This window comes from Streptomyces sp. NPDC091271 (assembly GCF_044757505.1).
Classification (GTDB): domain Bacteria; phylum Actinomycetota; class Actinomycetes; order Streptomycetales; family Streptomycetaceae; genus Streptomyces.
This window is the reverse complement of record NZ_JBIVVD010000007.1, coordinates 440,525-455,148: the sequence shown is the minus strand read 5'-3', so window position 1 is coordinate 455,148 and position 14,624 is coordinate 440,525. Positions and strand designations below refer to the sequence as shown.

General features: G+C 71.6%; 15 protein-coding genes. 6 read left to right on the top strand and 9 right to left on the bottom strand.

The genetic code is table 11. The features are described 5' to 3' along the window. Positions 1-41: 41 nt before the first annotated feature. The 4 genes from ACIQM3_RS29160 to ACIQM3_RS29145 are packed head-to-tail and all read left to right on the top strand — an operon-like array spanning position 42 to position 3,110. Positions 42-356, top strand: a complete 315-nt coding sequence (locus ACIQM3_RS29160) for an acyl carrier protein (protein WP_401629429.1) — start codon at positions 42-44, stop codon at positions 354-356. Next, entirely contained in the window at positions 353-1,156 is an 804-nt protein-coding gene (locus tag ACIQM3_RS29155; RefSeq protein ID WP_401629426.1) for a 4'-phosphopantetheinyl transferase family protein, read from the top strand. Before ACIQM3_RS29160 ends, ACIQM3_RS29155 begins: the two co-directional genes overlap by 4 nt. Beyond that, the gene (locus ACIQM3_RS29150) at positions 1,144-2,376 is read left to right on the top strand and encodes an XdhC family protein (protein ID WP_401629423.1); all 1,233 of its coding nucleotides are present in this window, start codon (positions 1,144-1,146) and stop codon (positions 2,374-2,376) included. Before ACIQM3_RS29155 ends, ACIQM3_RS29150 begins: the two co-directional genes overlap by 13 nt. Beyond that, positions 2,373-3,110 (top strand): thioesterase II family protein, encoded by a 738-nt coding sequence (locus ACIQM3_RS29145; RefSeq protein ID WP_401629420.1) that lies wholly within the window; start codon positions 2,373-2,375, stop codon positions 3,108-3,110. Before ACIQM3_RS29150 ends, ACIQM3_RS29145 begins: the two co-directional genes overlap by 4 nt. On the opposite strand, the gene ACIQM3_RS29140 is transcribed toward ACIQM3_RS29145, so the two are convergent. After that, positions 2,991-3,785 carry an HAD family hydrolase gene (locus tag ACIQM3_RS29140; RefSeq protein ID WP_401629418.1) on the bottom strand — a complete coding sequence of 265 codons (795 nt, stop codon included), beginning with the start codon at positions 3,783-3,785 and terminating at the stop codon, positions 2,991-2,993. The genes ACIQM3_RS29145 and ACIQM3_RS29140 overlap by 120 nt on opposite strands. Positions 3,786-4,028: 243 nt before the next feature. Here ACIQM3_RS29140 and ACIQM3_RS29135 point away from each other — a divergent pair, with 243 nt between their 5' ends. Next, entirely contained in the window at positions 4,029-6,383 is a 2,355-nt protein-coding gene (locus tag ACIQM3_RS29135) for a discoidin domain-containing protein (RefSeq protein WP_401629415.1), read from the top strand. 85 nt (positions 6,384-6,468) lie between these two features. Here the strand turns inward: ACIQM3_RS29135 and ACIQM3_RS29130 are convergent, their stop codons facing one another. From ACIQM3_RS29130 to ACIQM3_RS29110, 5 genes are read right to left on the bottom strand one after another with little or no spacing between them, the layout of a single operon-like run. Further along, complete coding sequence (locus ACIQM3_RS29130; RefSeq protein WP_401629412.1) at positions 6,469-7,722, bottom strand: ABC transporter substrate-binding protein; 1,254 nt, start codon at positions 7,720-7,722, stop codon at positions 6,469-6,471. Further along, positions 7,719-8,831 carry a branched-chain amino acid ABC transporter permease gene (locus ACIQM3_RS29125; RefSeq protein WP_401629409.1) on the bottom strand — a complete coding sequence of 371 codons (1,113 nt, stop codon included), beginning with the start codon at positions 8,829-8,831 and terminating at the stop codon, positions 7,719-7,721. The genes ACIQM3_RS29130 and ACIQM3_RS29125 overlap by 4 nt, the downstream gene beginning before the upstream one ends. After that, entirely contained in the window at positions 8,824-9,714 is an 891-nt protein-coding gene (locus ACIQM3_RS29120; RefSeq protein ID WP_401629406.1) for a branched-chain amino acid ABC transporter permease, read from the bottom strand. Before ACIQM3_RS29120 ends, ACIQM3_RS29125 begins: the two co-directional genes overlap by 8 nt. Further along, complete coding sequence (locus ACIQM3_RS29115) at positions 9,711-10,496, bottom strand: ABC transporter ATP-binding protein (RefSeq protein WP_401629403.1); 786 nt, start codon at positions 10,494-10,496, stop codon at positions 9,711-9,713. The genes ACIQM3_RS29120 and ACIQM3_RS29115 overlap by 4 nt, the downstream gene beginning before the upstream one ends. Next, positions 10,484-11,281, bottom strand: a complete 798-nt coding sequence (locus tag ACIQM3_RS29110) for an ABC transporter ATP-binding protein (protein WP_401629400.1) — start codon at positions 11,279-11,281, stop codon at positions 10,484-10,486. The genes ACIQM3_RS29115 and ACIQM3_RS29110 overlap by 13 nt, the downstream gene beginning before the upstream one ends. A 252-nt stretch (positions 11,282-11,533) precedes the next feature. Between ACIQM3_RS29110 and ACIQM3_RS29105 the strand changes: the two genes are divergently transcribed. Continuing rightward, on the top strand, positions 11,534-12,277 hold the full coding sequence (locus ACIQM3_RS29105; RefSeq protein WP_401629398.1) for a PucR family transcriptional regulator: 744 nt from the start codon (positions 11,534-11,536) through the stop codon (positions 12,275-12,277). A gap of 41 nt (positions 12,278-12,318) precedes the next feature. Here ACIQM3_RS29105 and ACIQM3_RS29100 read toward each other — a convergent pair whose 3' ends face one another. The 3 genes from ACIQM3_RS29100 to ACIQM3_RS29090 all read right to left on the bottom strand — a co-directional run bounded on the left by ACIQM3_RS29100 (position 12,319) and on the right by ACIQM3_RS29090 (position 14,608). Further along, on the bottom strand, positions 12,319-13,434 hold the full coding sequence (locus ACIQM3_RS29100) for a glycerate kinase (RefSeq protein WP_401629395.1): 1,116 nt from the start codon (positions 13,432-13,434) through the stop codon (positions 12,319-12,321). 128 nt (positions 13,435-13,562) lie between these two features. After that, complete coding sequence (locus ACIQM3_RS29095) at positions 13,563-14,024, bottom strand: VOC family protein (RefSeq protein WP_401629392.1); 462 nt, start codon at positions 14,022-14,024, stop codon at positions 13,563-13,565. Continuing rightward, on the bottom strand, positions 14,021-14,608 hold the full coding sequence (locus tag ACIQM3_RS29090) for a DinB family protein (protein WP_401629390.1): 588 nt from the start codon (positions 14,606-14,608) through the stop codon (positions 14,021-14,023). The genes ACIQM3_RS29095 and ACIQM3_RS29090 overlap by 4 nt, the downstream gene beginning before the upstream one ends. Positions 14,609-14,624 lie beyond the last annotated feature (16 nt).

Genomic DNA, 14,624 nt, shown 5'->3' with positions numbered 1-14,624 from the left:
GCCTCCTGGCCTCCTGGCCCGGCACAGAAAGAGAGAGCTTCATGCCCCGCCTCGACCCCTCCCGCCCTGCCTCTCCTGCCCCTCCTGTCCCTCCCACCTCTCCTGTTCGCGAGGACCTCGCCGGTCATGTGCGCCGCGCGCTGGGACGTACTCTCGGTGTGCCGCCCGGCGGACTGAGCGACGGGCGGGCGGGCCTGCGGCAGCTGGGCGTCGGATCGATGGCCGCCCTGGAGCTCCAACGCCGCCTGGAAGCGGAGCTCGGCGTCCCCGTCAGCCTCCATGTCGTGCTCACCGCTGCCGTCGTCGACGACCTGATCGACCACGTGACCGCGCGTTACGAGCAGGCCGCGGCGTGAGCGCGCCCGGCCGGGCCGCGGGCGGGACGGAGCTCTGGCTGGTCCGCCAGCCCTCCACCGGCACGGCCGACGACGACTTCGACCGCACGGTGCTCGACGACGCCGAGCGCGAACGGGCCGGGACCTGCCGCCGCTCCGCGGGCGGCCGGCTGTACGCGCTGGCGCACATCGCTCTGCGCCGGCTGCTCGGCCACCGGCTCGGCCTGCCCGCCGCGGAGATCGTCTTCGTACGCGAGCCGTGCCCCGGTTGCGGTGAACCGCACGGCAGACCGGCAGTGCATCCGGACCAGGCGGGGCGCGCCGGCGGGGCGCCGACCCACTTCTCCCTGTCCCACGGCAGCGGTCTGGTGCTGCTGGGGCTCTCGTCCATGCCCATCGGTGTGGACGTCGAACAGCTGCCCGGCGCGGAGACGGTGCAGATCTGCGCCCCGGCGCTGCACCCCGACGAGTACACGGAACTGGCCGCTCTCGACGACACCGCGCGAAGACACGCCTTCGGGCGCCTCTGGACCCGTAAGGAGGCCTATCTGAAGGGCATCGGGACAGGACTCAGCCGCGGCCTGAGCGCCGACTACCTGGGCACCGAACCCGCACGGCACCCCGAGGGCTGGGCCGTACGTGACCTGCCCTGCGACCCGGGCCACGTAGCCGCCGTGGCCTGGCGCGGCGCCGCCGGGAGTCCGGTGACGGCCAGGTCGCTCGCCCTGGAGTGGCTGCGTGAGCAGGAGCAGGGCGCACCGTACGGAGCACTGCTGCTCCCGCACTCCCAGAAGGAGAAAGTCCTGACATGCGCGACATAGCCGAACAGCTGCGGTCCTGGCACGCGGCCGGCGAGCCGTACGCCGTCGCCACCGTCACGCGGGTGTCGGGCAGCGCCCCCCGCGGGCCGGGCGCGGCACTGGCCGTCCGCCAGGACGGCAGCGCCGTCGGCAGCGTCTCGGGCGGCTGCGTGGAGGCGTCGGTGTACGAACTGTGCCTGCGGGCCCTCGCGGAGGGGCGGCCTCTGCGTGAACGGTTCGGGTACAGCGACACCGATGCCTTCGCCGTGGGGCTGACCTGCGGCGGGGAGCTGGAGATCCTGGTCCAGCCGGTCGGCCACGCCGGGCCGGCTGCGGACACCGGGGGCATCACTCCGCTCCTCTCCACCGTGCTGGCCCGGATCGCGGCCGGGCTCCCGGTGGCGCTGGCACGGGTGGCCGACGGTCCTGACAGCCTGCTCGGACTCGGGCTCGTCGTCACACCCGAGGGCCGTCACACCGGGTTCCCGTCGCGGCACACCGCCCTCGGACACGCCGTGGAGGCCGAGGCGCGCGCCCTGCTCGAAGCGGGCCGCACGGGCGTGCTCACTCTCGCCCCGGACGGCCGCCCGTGCCCCGGGGACGTACCGGGGACGGTCACGGTGCTGGTGGAGACGTGGGCGCCGCCACCACGCATGCTGGTCTTCGGCGCTGTCGACTTCGCCGCGGCGGTGGTGAGCGCCGGCCGCTTTCTCGGCTATCACGTGACGGTCTGCGACGCCCGCCCGGTGTTCGCCACCACCGCCCGCTTCCCCGACGCGCACGAGGTCGTCGTGGACTGGCCCCACCGCTATCTGGACGCGCAGTCGTCCGCGCTGGACGGCCGCACCGCGCTGTGCGTACTCACCCACGACGCGAAGTTCGACGTCCCTCTGCTGCTCAGGGCCCTGCGGCTGCCGCTCGGCTACGTGGGAGCCATGGGGTCGCGCCGCACCCACGCGGACCGGCTGGCCCGGCTGCGCGCAGCCGGGCTCGGCCCCGCCGAACTGGCGCGGCTGCGCTCGCCGATCGGCCTCGACCTCGGCGCCCGCACGCCGGAGGAGACCGCGGTCTCCGTCGCCGCCGAGATCATCGCGCTACGGGGTGGGGGCAGTTGCCTGCCGCTGTCCGCCGTGTCGGGCGCCATCCACCGCGCCCCGAGCAGGGCCGGCGCCTCCCGCACGAGGGTCCGCCGTCTCCCGACCGCCCTACCCGCCCTTCACCCGGTACAGGCAGGACCGTGACACCGGGCCCGCAGGACCGGATCCGCGTCTACTGTCTGCCGCACGCGGGAGGGAGTGCCGAGGCCTACCGTGAGTGGCTGCCGTCCACGACGGGGGCAGGTCCGTGTTTCGTCCCCCTGGAGCTCCCGGGCCGTGGCGGCCGTCGCGACGAGCCCCTTGCGGAGACGATGACGGAGCTGGCGGACGGGGTCCTCGACCATCTCGCCCGACGGCCTTCCGACGAGCCCTTCGCGCTGCTCGGCCACAGCATGGGAGCCTGTCTCGCCTACGAGACCACCCGGCGTCTGCGGGCGGCGGGACGTGCGCTGCCGCGGCTCCTGGTGGTGTCCGGCAGCGGACCGGTGGGGACGGGTGGCCGTACGGCTGCGCCCGCCTGTTCGGACGAGGAACTGCTGGAGCGCCTCGAGATGCTCGGCGGCACGCCGCCCGAACTCCTTCGCCACCGGGCGCTGAGACCTCTGTGGCTGCCCGCGGTGCGCGCCGACCTGAGACTGACGTCCGCCTTCACCGACCGGGCCCGCCCCACCGTGCTCGACTGTCCGATCCTGGCTCTGGGAGGCAGCGGGGACCCCCTGGCCGACCCCGCCGCAGTCGGCGGATGGAGCACTCTGACATCAGCGGACTTCCATCAACGCCTGTACCCCGGTGGGCACTTCTTCCTGCACCGACACCGGCGCGCGATCGTCGCCCACATCGCGGACCTCCTTGCCGCCCGCCCGGTGAGCGGCCGCTGACGGATCCGCCGTGTACCGGGCCCCGGGCGACCGCGGGTAGCCCGCGAGCCCCGGATCGTCACCGACCGCGTACGGCCGGCCCACACAGTCGAGCATCGGGATGTCGGAGACGTGGTCCCCGTAGGCACAGCAGTCGCGGGCGTCGATGCCGGGGTGGAGTCGCAGGGTCCTGCGCACCGCGGACCGCTTCCCCTCACCGATGACCGCTTCCCGGATCTCACCCGTGTACTTCCCGTTCTCGACGAGGAGTTCGGTGCACAGGACGTGCGCCGCGCCGACCTCGGCGGCGATCGGCGCGACGCACGGCGGGAACGATCCGGAGACGAGGACGACACCGGCTCCGGCCGCACGGTGGCGCGCGAGTTCGGCCCGGGTGCCGGGCAGGAAGAAGTCCGCTCCGGCGGACCGCAGCGCATACCACTCCGTGCCCAGCCTTTCGGTCTCCTCCACGCTCCGGCCCGCCCACAGCCGGTAGAACGCGCGGTTCACCTCCGACCGCGGTATCCCTGCCGCGCTCAGGGCGCGTATCCCGCCGGCCACCTGCTCGTACCACGGCACCGAGACGAAGCGGAGGAAGTCGAACATCGTCTTCAGCCCCACCAGGGTCTCGTCCACGTCGGAGAAGACGAGGTAGCTCCCGCCGCACTCCCCCGACCCGCAAATCCCCACACCCATGATCTCCCCCCTCGGCCGACCCTGATCCTGAAAAAAAACCTACCAGAAGGAATTATTCAAGGCTCATCGAATCACCCTGCCCGGTGGCCACCCGAGTCGGAGAGGTCGGTTTTCACGGTGCGGAGTCCTGATTTTGAGCTGAGGAGACATTTTTTTGCGCAGCAGCGTGGACTTTCCTACATCGGTGCTCCTAGCCTGTGGGGCGTCCGAAGAGCCCCCACGAGCCGCAAGGACGACCCACACGTGACCCCACCACCCAGACACCGTCTGTTCAGACGCTCCGTGTCCGCCTCCCTCTCCCTGGCCCTCACCGCCGTCGGCACCGCGGCGGCGGTGGTCCTGGCCGGCGCTCCGGCCGCTCAGGCCGCCGCGGTCCCCGCGCCCTCCCCGGTCGGCATATCCGGCCGGGGCGCCACCGTCCCGTTCAAGGAACAGGAAGCCGAGTACGCCGCCACCAACGGCACCCTGATCGGCCCCGACCGTCTCTACGGCGCCCTGCCCTCCGAAGCGTCCGGTCGGCAGGCAGTGACCCTCGACTCCGCGGGTGAGTACGTCGAGTTCACGCTCACCGCCCCCGCGAACGCCATGACGTTCCGCTACTCGCTGCCGGACAACGCGGCCGGGACGGGCCGGGACGCCTCTCTCGACCTGCGGGTGGGCGGCACCTCGCTCAAGAGCGTGCCGGTGACGTCGAAGTACGGCTGGTACTACGGGGGTTACCCCTTCAACAACAGCCCTGGTGACAGCAATCCGCATCACTTCTACGACGAGACCCGGACCATGTTCGGGTCCACCCTGGCCGCCGGTACGAAGGTCAGGCTGCAGGTCACCTCGACCGCCGCCTCACCGTCGTTCACCATCGACCTGGCGGACTTCGAGCAGGTGGGCGCCCCCGTCGGCAGGCCGTCCGGGGCGCTGGACGTGGTGAGCGACTTCGGCGCGGACCCGACGGGTGCCGCCGACTCCACCACGAAGATCCAGGCCGCGGTGGACGCCGGCCGCACCCAGGGCAAGGAGGTGTACATCCCGCAGGGCACCTTCAAGGTCCAGGACCACATCGTCGTCGACAGGGTGACCCTGCGCGGCGCCGGGCCCTGGTACAGCGTTCTGACGGGGCGTCATCCCACCGACCGCAGCAAGGCGGTCGGGGTCTACGGCAAGTACGCGGCCCAGGGCGGCAGCAGCGATGTCACCCTCAAGGACTTCGCCATCATCGGCGACATCCGTGAACGGGTGGACAACGACCAGGTCAACGCCATCGGCGGGGCCATGTCCCACTCGGTCGTCGACAACGTCTGGATGCAGCACACCAAGTGCGGTGCCTGGATGGACGGCCCGATGGACGACTTCACCATCAGGAACAGCCGGATCCTGGACCAGACCGCCGACGGTGTGAACTTCCACTACGGCGTCACGAACTCCACGGTGACCAACACGTTCGTCCGCAACACCGGGGACGACGGGCTGGCCATGTGGGCGGAGAACGTCCCGAACGTGAAGAACAAGTTCACGTTCAACACGGTGATCCTGCCGATCCTCGCCAACAACATCGTCACCTACGGCGGCAGGGACATCACGATCTCCGACAACGTCATGTCGGACACGGTCACCAACGGCGGCGGCCTGCACATCGCCAACCGCTATCCGGGCGTCAACTCCGGCCAGGGGACGGCTGTCTCGGGCACGCACACGGCTGCCCGCAACACCCTGATCCGGACCGGGAACAACGACTACAACTGGCGCTTCGGGGTCGGCGCGATCTGGTTCAGCGGGCTCAACGAGCCGATCAGCGGCGCCACCATCAACATCACCGACAGCGAGATCCTGGACAGCTCCTACGCCGCGATCCACCTGATCGAGGGCGCGAGCAACGGACTGCACTTCGACAACATCAAGATCGACGGCGCGGGTACGTACGCGCTGCAGATCCAGGCTCCGGGCACGGCCTCGTTCAACAAGGTCGTCGCCACGCACATCGCCCAGTCCAACCCGATCCACAACTGTGTCGGCAGCGGTTTCCAGATCACCCAGGGCGCCGGCAACTCGGGATGGTACGCGAATCCGCCCGCCTGCACCGGTGTCTGGCCGGACCCGGTGTGGACCAACGGCGGAGTCCCCGGGGGCGGCGGCCCCACCGACCCGACCGATCCCACGGACCCGACGGATCCGCCCGAGGAGACGGGCAACCTCGCCCGGGGACGCACGGTCACCGAGACCGGTCACGCCGACGTCTACGGCGCGGCCAACGTGGTGGACGGCAACGCGGACACCTACTGGGAGAGCCGTAACAACGCCTTCCCGCAGTCCGTCACCGTGGACCTCGGTGCCGCGAAGGCCGTGAAGCGGCTGGTGCTGAAGCTTCCTCCGGCCGCCGCCTGGGCGGCACGCACACAGACGGTCGGTGTCTCGGGCAGCACCGACAACTCCGCCTACAGCACGCTCAAGGCGCCCGCGGGCTACACCTTCACCCCGTCGAGCGGTAACACCGTGACGGTGCCGCTCGACGGGACACCGGTCCGCCATCTGCGGCTGACGTTCACCGCGAACACCGGCTGGCCGGCGGGTCAGCTGTCGGAGGTGGAGGCCTACACCCACTGACCGCACACCCACTGGCCGCACACCCACTGGCCGCACACCGACGGGCCCGGCCATCGCGGCCGGGCCCGTCACTGTGCGGGGAGGGTCAGGGCTTGAGCGTGAAGGACTCGGCGGCCGGGGCCACCTCAGCCGGACGGACCACCTTGAGGCCGCCCGGGGTCTTGGCGTCCGGCTTCATGACGACGGTCTCCCGGGTGGAGGGAGCCGACGGGTCGGTGAAGTCGTGCGAGATCCCGAAGTCGGCGCCGAAGTCCTTGATGGTGAGCAGCGCCTTGTCGACACCCTCACGGGTCAGGTCCTTCGACTCGCAGGCCTTCTTCAGCGCCTCGCCGAAGACGGTCGCCGCGTTGTATCCGGCGATGACGCCGTTGTCGAGGCCGTCCTTCGGGTACTTGGTCCCGTAGGCCTTGGCGAGCTTCGTCGGGCCTGCCGCCGCGTCACCGATGGGCAGGGTGGAGGAGCCGATGTAGTAGTCCTTCTGCAGGGCGGCACCCGCCTGGGTCGCCAGGAGCTGCGGGGCGTACGCCGAGTTGTTGCCGACGACCGGGACGTCGAAGCCCGTGGCCGCGGCGACACCGACCAGGGAGGCCGCCTGACGCGGGCCCGCGCTCACGACGACCGCCTTCACGCCGGCCTGCTTGAGCGCGGAGACCTGGGCGGTCATGTCGTTGTCGGTCGGCTTGATCTTCTGCTCGACGACGGTGAGGCCGGCTTCCTGGGCAGCGTGCTTCGATCCGGCCAGGGCGTTCTCGCCGTAGTCGCCCTCGAAGTACACATGGCCGATCTTGTCGCCCTTCGCGATGCGCTTCTCTTCGAGCAGGAAGTCGATCAGGTTGATCGTCTCGACGTCGTACGTGGCGCCGATGACGCGGACGTACTTGGATCCGACCAGGTTCGCGGACCAGGCCTGGGGCAGGACGATGCCCTTGTCCTGGCCGTCGATGCGCGACTCGACGGCGGAGACGAACGGGGAGCCGATGAACTGGGTGAAGCCCAGCACCTCCGGCTCGAGCTCGGTGTAGGCGCCGATCGCCTTCTGCGGGTCGTATCCATGGTCACGGACGGTCAGTTCGATCTGCCGGTCGCAGATGCCGCCGGCCTTGTTGGTCTCCTCCACCCAGAGCTGCTGGGCCTGGGTGACGCTCTTGCCCAGCGAGGCGTACACCCCGGTCATGTCGGTCAGGGCACCGAGGGTGATCTTCGAGTCGGTGACGCCCTCCCCGGTCTTCACACCGTTCTTGTCCGCGGCGCCGTCCTCGGACGACTTCGCCTTCTCGCTGCATCCCACGAGGGTGAGGGTGAGAGCCGCGACAACGGCTCCGACAACACGTAGCTTCATTTCTTCTTCTCCCCTGGATTCTTCAGACGCGCAATGCCGCCGGGCAGGAACAGGACGACCGCGACGACCGCGGCGCCGTACAGATAGCGGGACGCCTCGCCCGGTGCGATTCCGCCCGTACCAGGGGCGGACACCAGGGGGAGGGAGTCGCTGTAGTGGGTGAGCACCTGCGGGAGCAGCGACACGAACGCGGCGCCGACGACGGCTCCCGCGACGCTGCCCAGCCCGCCGATGACGATCATGGCGAGGTATTCGAGGGACAGGATCATGCCGAAGTACTCGGGCACGGTCCGCTGGAAGACCAGTGCGAGCAGGACGCCCGCGAGGCCCGCGTACATCGAGGACAGGACGAAGACACCGGCCCGGTACCGGGCGACCGGCACCCCCATCACGCCTGCGGCGATCCGGTGGTCCCGGATGGCGTTGAGTGCCCGGCCGGGCCTGCCGCGCAGCACCCCGCGGGCGAAGAGCCCGCTCGCCAGCAGGGCGGCCAGCCCCAGGTACCAGAGCTTCTCGGACGACTGGAAGGGCACTGCGGCGACGACCACTTCGGCATCGTCGAAGGTGAACCCGAAGAGCGAGAGGGGCGGCACCGGGCGGCCGTTGAAGCCACCGGTGAGCGAGCCCGCGTTGAACAGCACGTGCTGGCCGATGAAGATCAGTGCGAGCGTGGCTATACCGAGATAGGCGCCGCTCAGCCGTCCCGCGATGGGGCTGAAGAGCCCACCGGCCGCTCCCGCCAGGAGCACGGCCAGGACGGCCGCGAGCCAGGTGGGCAGGCCTAGGCCGGTGAGGGCGTGCCCGTTCTCCGTGCTGCTCTCGCCCCCCAGGATGCAGTAGCCGTACGCGCCCACGGCGAGGAAGAAGGCGTGCCCCATGGAGAGCTGGCCGGTGGAGCCGGTGAGCAGGTTGAGCCCGATCGCCCCGATCGCGGCGGCCATGGCGAACAGTCCGGCCTGGAGCCAGAACCTGTCCAGGTAGAACGGGAACAGGAGGAGCAGCGCCGAGCCGGCGAGCCAGAGGTACGGGGCGGGCCGGCGCAGCCGGTCGGTGAACGACGCCCCGGCGGCGGGTGCGGCCCCCGTGACGTCCTTGACGGCTTCAGACACGGGAGAGCTCCTTCGTACCGAAGAGTCCCGCCGGCCGGACGAGCAGGACGACCACCATCACCAGGTAGGGCGCGAGATCACCGATGCCGCGTCCCAGGAAGGAGAGGTCGCTCTGGTAGCCCGTGGCGAGTGACTCGGTGACTCCGACGACGAGACCTCCGACGAGTGCCCCGGTCGTCGAGTCGAGTCCGCCGAGGATCGCGGCGGGGAACGCCTTGAGGGCGGCGAGTGAGGTGGCCCTTTCCAGGCCGGGGGTCGGGAACACCGTGAGGAAGAGCGCGGCGACCGCGGCGAGTGCTCCCGCGACCGCCCAGGCGGAGAGGGACACCCGGACGAGGCGGATGCCCATCAGCGCGGCGGTCTGGGGGTTCTCGGCGGCGGCCCGCATGGAGACGCCCCACGAGGTGAAGCGGAAGGCGAGCAGGAACACCGTGATGAGCAGCCCAGCGACGAGGAACGCCGCGATGCGGGTCTCGGCGAGGGTGACGCCCCCGATGGTGACGACGTCGTCGCCCCACGGGTCGCCCAGCGACATCACGTCCGTCCCCATGCGCCGGACGAGTTCGGTGGTGAGGAGGATGTCGACGCCGATGGTGACGATGGCCAGGACGCTCTGGTCGCTCCCCCGGTAGCGGCGCATGACGAAGAACTCGACCGCCGAGCCGACGACCGCCGCGCCCGCGATGCCGACGCCGAGGGCCGGCCAGAAGCCGATGTCGTCGTGGAGTACGGCGGTGACGTAACCGCCCGCCAGCAGCAGCGAGGCGTGGGCGAAGTTGACGACCTCGGTCGCCTTGAAGATGACGACGAAGCCCAGGGCGATCAGTGCGTAGACCGACCCTATGGAGAGCCCGCCGAGGAGGAGTTCGATGAAGGTGGTCATTCCTGTGCCCCCAGGTAGGCCTGCACGACGGCCGGGTCGTTCTGCACCTCGGCGGGCGTGCCACCCGCGATCCTGCGTCCGAAGTCGAGTACGGTCACGGCGTCCGCGAGCCGCATCACCACCCCCATGTCGTGTTCGACCATGACGATCGAGATGCCGAGGCTGTCGCGCACACCGGCGACGACGGCCGCGGTGCGGCGGCGCTCGTCGGCGGTCATGCCCGCGATGGGCTCGTCCAGGAGCAGGACCTCGGGCTCCATGCACAGGGCGCGGCCGAGCTCGACGAGCTTCTGCTTCCCGTACGGGAGGGCGGCGGCGGGGAAGTCGAGTTCCTTGTCCAGGCCGATGAACTCGGCTATCTCCCGCACCCGTTCGAGATTGCGCTGGGCCTCGCGGGTCGCGGAGGGCAGCCTCAGTCCGGAGGCCACGAACCCGGCGCGGGTGAGCCGGTGCCGGCCGAGCATGAGGCTTTCGGCGACGGTGGCGTGCGGCGGCAGGGCCAGGTTCTGGAAGGTGCGGGCGACGCCGAGGTCGGCGATCCTGTGCGGGGCGAGACCGGTGAGTTCGGTGGAACCGAGGTGCACGCTGCCCGAGGTGGCGCGGTAGACGCCGGAGAGCACGTTGAACGTGGTGGACTTTCCCGCGCCGTTGGGTCCGATGACGGCGTGCACACTGCCCGGTTCGACGGTGAAGGACACCGCGTCGAGGGCGGTGAGTCCGGCGAAGCGCACGGTCACGTCGCGCACGGCGAGAGGGGCCGGAGCGGTCGTCACGCGGACCACCTGCTCAGGGTGCGGGTGACGCCTTCCGCCTGGGCGGCGTCCTCGGCGGCCGTCTCGTCGACGACCCCTAGATAGCGCCGGCGCACCTCGTCGGAGGCGGCGAGTTCGTCGGCCGGGCCGTCGAGCGCCACCTCGCCGACATCGAGGACGTACGCCGTGGAGGCGAGCCGCAGCGCGATGGCCGCGTTCTGCTCGACGAGCATGACGGAGGTGCCGCCCGCGTTGATCTCCTGGATCGTCTCGGCGATCCTGGCAGCCATCAGCGGGGCGAGCCCGAGGGACGGCTCGTCGAGCAGCAGCAGGCGGGGCGCGGCCATCAGGGCCCGGCCCATCGCCAGCATCTGCTGCTCACCGCCGGAGAGCAGACCCGCCCGCTGGTGCGCGCGGTCGGCGAGCACGGGGAACAGTTCGTGTACGCGCTGGAGGGCGGTGGCCGCCGCTTTCCGCCCGCCGCGTGCTCCGAGGGCACCCGCCCGCAGATTGTCCGCCACCGTCATCCGGGCGAACACCTGCCGCCCCTCCGGTACCTGGATCACTCCCGCCGCCACCACCTGGGCGGGGCGGAGCCCGTCCAGGGGGCGGCCGTCGAAGCGGATGGTGCCCGTGCCCGTGCCGCGGTGGAAGCCGAGGGTCCGCGATACGGCCCGCAGCAGCGTGGTCTTGCCGGCGCCGTTGCCACCGAGTACAGCGGTGATCGCGCCGGCCGGCACGTCGACGGAGACGTCGCGCAGTGCCCGTACCGGGCCGTAGCCCACGGACAGTTCGCGGATCTCGAGCGTTGCCATGCGTCCTCCTCCTTCCGACTGGTCGTTGTGGTGCCACAGACCAGCAGCGGGCGGGGCGCGCGTCCACGGTCCCGGGCGCAATCGCTGCGGGAGACCAGTCTTCGAACGGCCCGGTTGTGCGGGTGCACAGAGGGAGGTGATGCGCGATCCTCCCCGGTGCGGCCGGTGGCATTCTCACCAGCCATGAGCGGGGCGGGTCTTTCGTCCGGATCGGGGAGCACACGAGCCCGGCATGATCCGGACGAGAGACCCATGGCTGCGGAACGGAGCGAAGACATGCGGCGGCGCGGTGACGAGCGGGGCCCGGCACTGCTCGACGCCCTGCTCGAGGGTCGCTCGGAGCCCGGCCTGGCGGCGCGCGCGGCGAGCGGTCTCGGTCTGCCGGAGCGGGGCCGCTACGCGGTGGCGGTGGTGCGGGCGGGTGAGGGCGGGCCGGCGTGCGTGGCGCTGGAGGCGGAGGGGCTGCGGTGCTTCCTGCGGAGACGAGGAGACCGCGAGACCGTCGTCATCGCTCTGGGTGACCGGGATCCGGGGGTGCTCACCGCCCTGCTGGTGGGGTGTCCGGGTCCCGGCGGAATGGGTCCGGTGGCCGACGGCCTGGCGGGGCTGGGGACCGCGCGCCGGCTGGCGGAGACGGCGCTGCTGACCTGCCCGCCCGGCGCTGCGGCGGTCGTCCGGCTGGAGGATCGGCTGCCCGCGGCGCTGGTGGTGAGCCAGCCGGAGCTGGCGGCCCGGCTGGTCGCGGATGTCTTCGGCCCGTTGCTGGCGCTGGATCCGGCGGACCGGGCACTGCTGGTGCGGACGCTCGAGGCGTGGCTGGAGTGCGGGGGGTCCGCTGGGCGGGCGGCCGGCCGGCTGTACTGCCACCGCAACACCGTGCTCAACCGCTTGCGGCGGCTGGAGCGGCTGACCTCCCGGTCGTTGTCACGGCCGCGTGAGCTGATCGAGATGATGCTGGCGCTGGACGCGTACACGCTGACGGCGTCGCAGCCGTGAGGGGGGTGCCGGCCGCCCGGCGCCCCCCTCATGACGACACGTCAGGACAGGAAGTCGCGGCCGATCGCCTCGGCCGCGCGTTCCAGCAGGGGCCCGGCCTGTGCCATGCAGACGGCGGGGTCCGGTTCCAGGTCCGTCAGGGCGTAGGCCCGGCGTATGCCCGCCTTGCCCAGGGCCTCCGGCGGCAGCGCGAGGCGTCCGCACACGGCGACGACCTCCACCCCCGCGGCACGCGCCGCGGCGGCGACGCCCGCCGGGGCCTTGCCGTGCAGGGTCTGCTCGTCGAGCGAACCCTCGCCGGTGACGACGAGCGTGGCGCGGGCCAGCGCGGGGGCGAAGCCCAGGACGTCGAGCATGACCTCGATGCCGGGCCTGAAGCGCGCGCCCAGCGCGACCAGTGCGCCGTAGCCGATGCCTCCGGCGGCGCCCGCTCCGGGCAGCTCGGCGGTCTCGGGGCCCAGCACTGACGCGTAGTGCACGAGTGCCGCGTCGAGGACCGCGATGTCTTCCTCGGTGGCGCCCTTCTGCCGCCCGTAGACCTCGGGGGCGCCCTTCGGCCCGGTCAGCGGGTTGTCGACGTCGCTGGCCAGGATCAGGTCGATGTCCGCGAGCCGGGGGTCGAGCCCCGACAGGTCGGCCTCGGCCAGCTCGGCGAGTGCGCCGCCACCGGGGCCGACGGGCTTGCCGTCGCCGTCCAGGAAGCGGGCTCCGAGCGCGGCGAGCATGCCCGCGCCGCCGTCCGTCGTGGCGCTGCCGCCGACGCCGAACACGATCGTCCGGGCGCCCGCGTCGAGCGCGGCCGCCAGCAGCTCCCCGGAGCCGTACGTGGTCGCCGTGAGCGGGGCGAACTCCCCCGCGGGGAGGTGCTGGAGGCCCGAGGCCTCGGCCATCTCCACCACGGCGGTGGTGCCGCGTACCGCGTACGCCCCCGTGACCTGGTCCCCCAGCGGTCCGGTCACCCGCGCCTCGCGGCGCTCGAATCCGGCGGCCACCGCCGCCGCGACCGTGCCGTCGCCGCCGTCCGCGACGGGCAGGGTCTCGACCCGCACCCCGGGCACGGCGCGCCGCAGCCCGGCCGTCACCCGCTCCGCGACCTCCACGGCCGTCAGCGAGCCCTTGAACTTGTCCGCCGCCACGAGCACGTGGGGGGTCTCCATCACTGCTCCGTCCGTCACCTTGTATCCCTTTGCTTTCGAACAGGCAGTCGCGCCGCCCCGACCCTATCCGGACCACCCCTGATCTGCCCATGGCTGTCCGAAACCACGTGACGGGCCCTGCGGCACCGTCAGTCCAGGCAGAACTCGTTGCCCTCGGGGTCGGTCATCACGATGAAACCGGCGCTCATCGGAGGAGCGGGCTCGTCGCGGCGTACCCGCGTCGCTCCCAGCGCGACGAGCCGTTCGCACTCGGCCTCCAGCGCCGCCATCCGCTCCTCTCCCTGGAGTCCGGGGGCGGCGCGGACGTCGAGGTGGACACGGTTCTTGGCGGTCTTGCCCTCCGGGACCTGCTGGAAGAACACGCGCGGGCCGTGCCCCTCGGGGTCCTCGATCGCCGACCTCGAGTTGCGCTGCTCCTCCGGTACGCCGATCCGCGCGAGGAAGTCGTCCCACGCGGCCAGGGGGTCGGCGCCCTCCGGCAGGTCGACCCCGGGCGGGCCGGGGTGGACGTAGCGCAGTACGTCGCGCCAGAAGGACGACAGCGCCCGCGGGTCGTGGGCGTCGAAGGTGACCTGGAAGTGGTGGCTCATCGGGTTGCTCCGTTCGTCGCGTGATGCGTGTGGAGGTAGAGGTCGCGCAGCAGACAGACCTCGGACAGGTGGTGGATCAGCTCACGGTGGATGTGCAGCACGAGGTCGGCCATGGGCGCCTCGGGGTAGGGCTCCTTCTCGCCGACCGGGACCCGGAGCCCGGCGTCGCCGAGGCTCCGCACCCCTGCAAGCCAGACGTCGAGCTGCGTCCCGAGCTGGTCGAGCGCGGTGGCCGCGTCCCCGGCGTACTCCCAGCTCTCGTACGACGCCGCCGGCGCGCCGAAGTGTGCCGCGTTCCGTGCGGCGAGGACGCCGACGATGACATGACCGAGCCGCCAGGCGATCGTGGTGAAGGGCTCCGGGTCGGGCTGCGGGAAGGCGAAGTCGATCGTGAAGCCCCCGGCACCGGCCTGTACGGGTGCCGTCGAGGTGGAGCGCGGCCGCACGCTCCAGGCCTCCGGCACCGGCGACCAGACGTACTCGTCGTCGGTGAGGCCCTCCAGCCGGGCTCGGATCCGATGGTTCCAGTGGAACTCCCACTGCTCGCACAATGTCCGGTTCCAGTCCATTTCGTCTGCCTCCATGGAACCACCCTGGCAC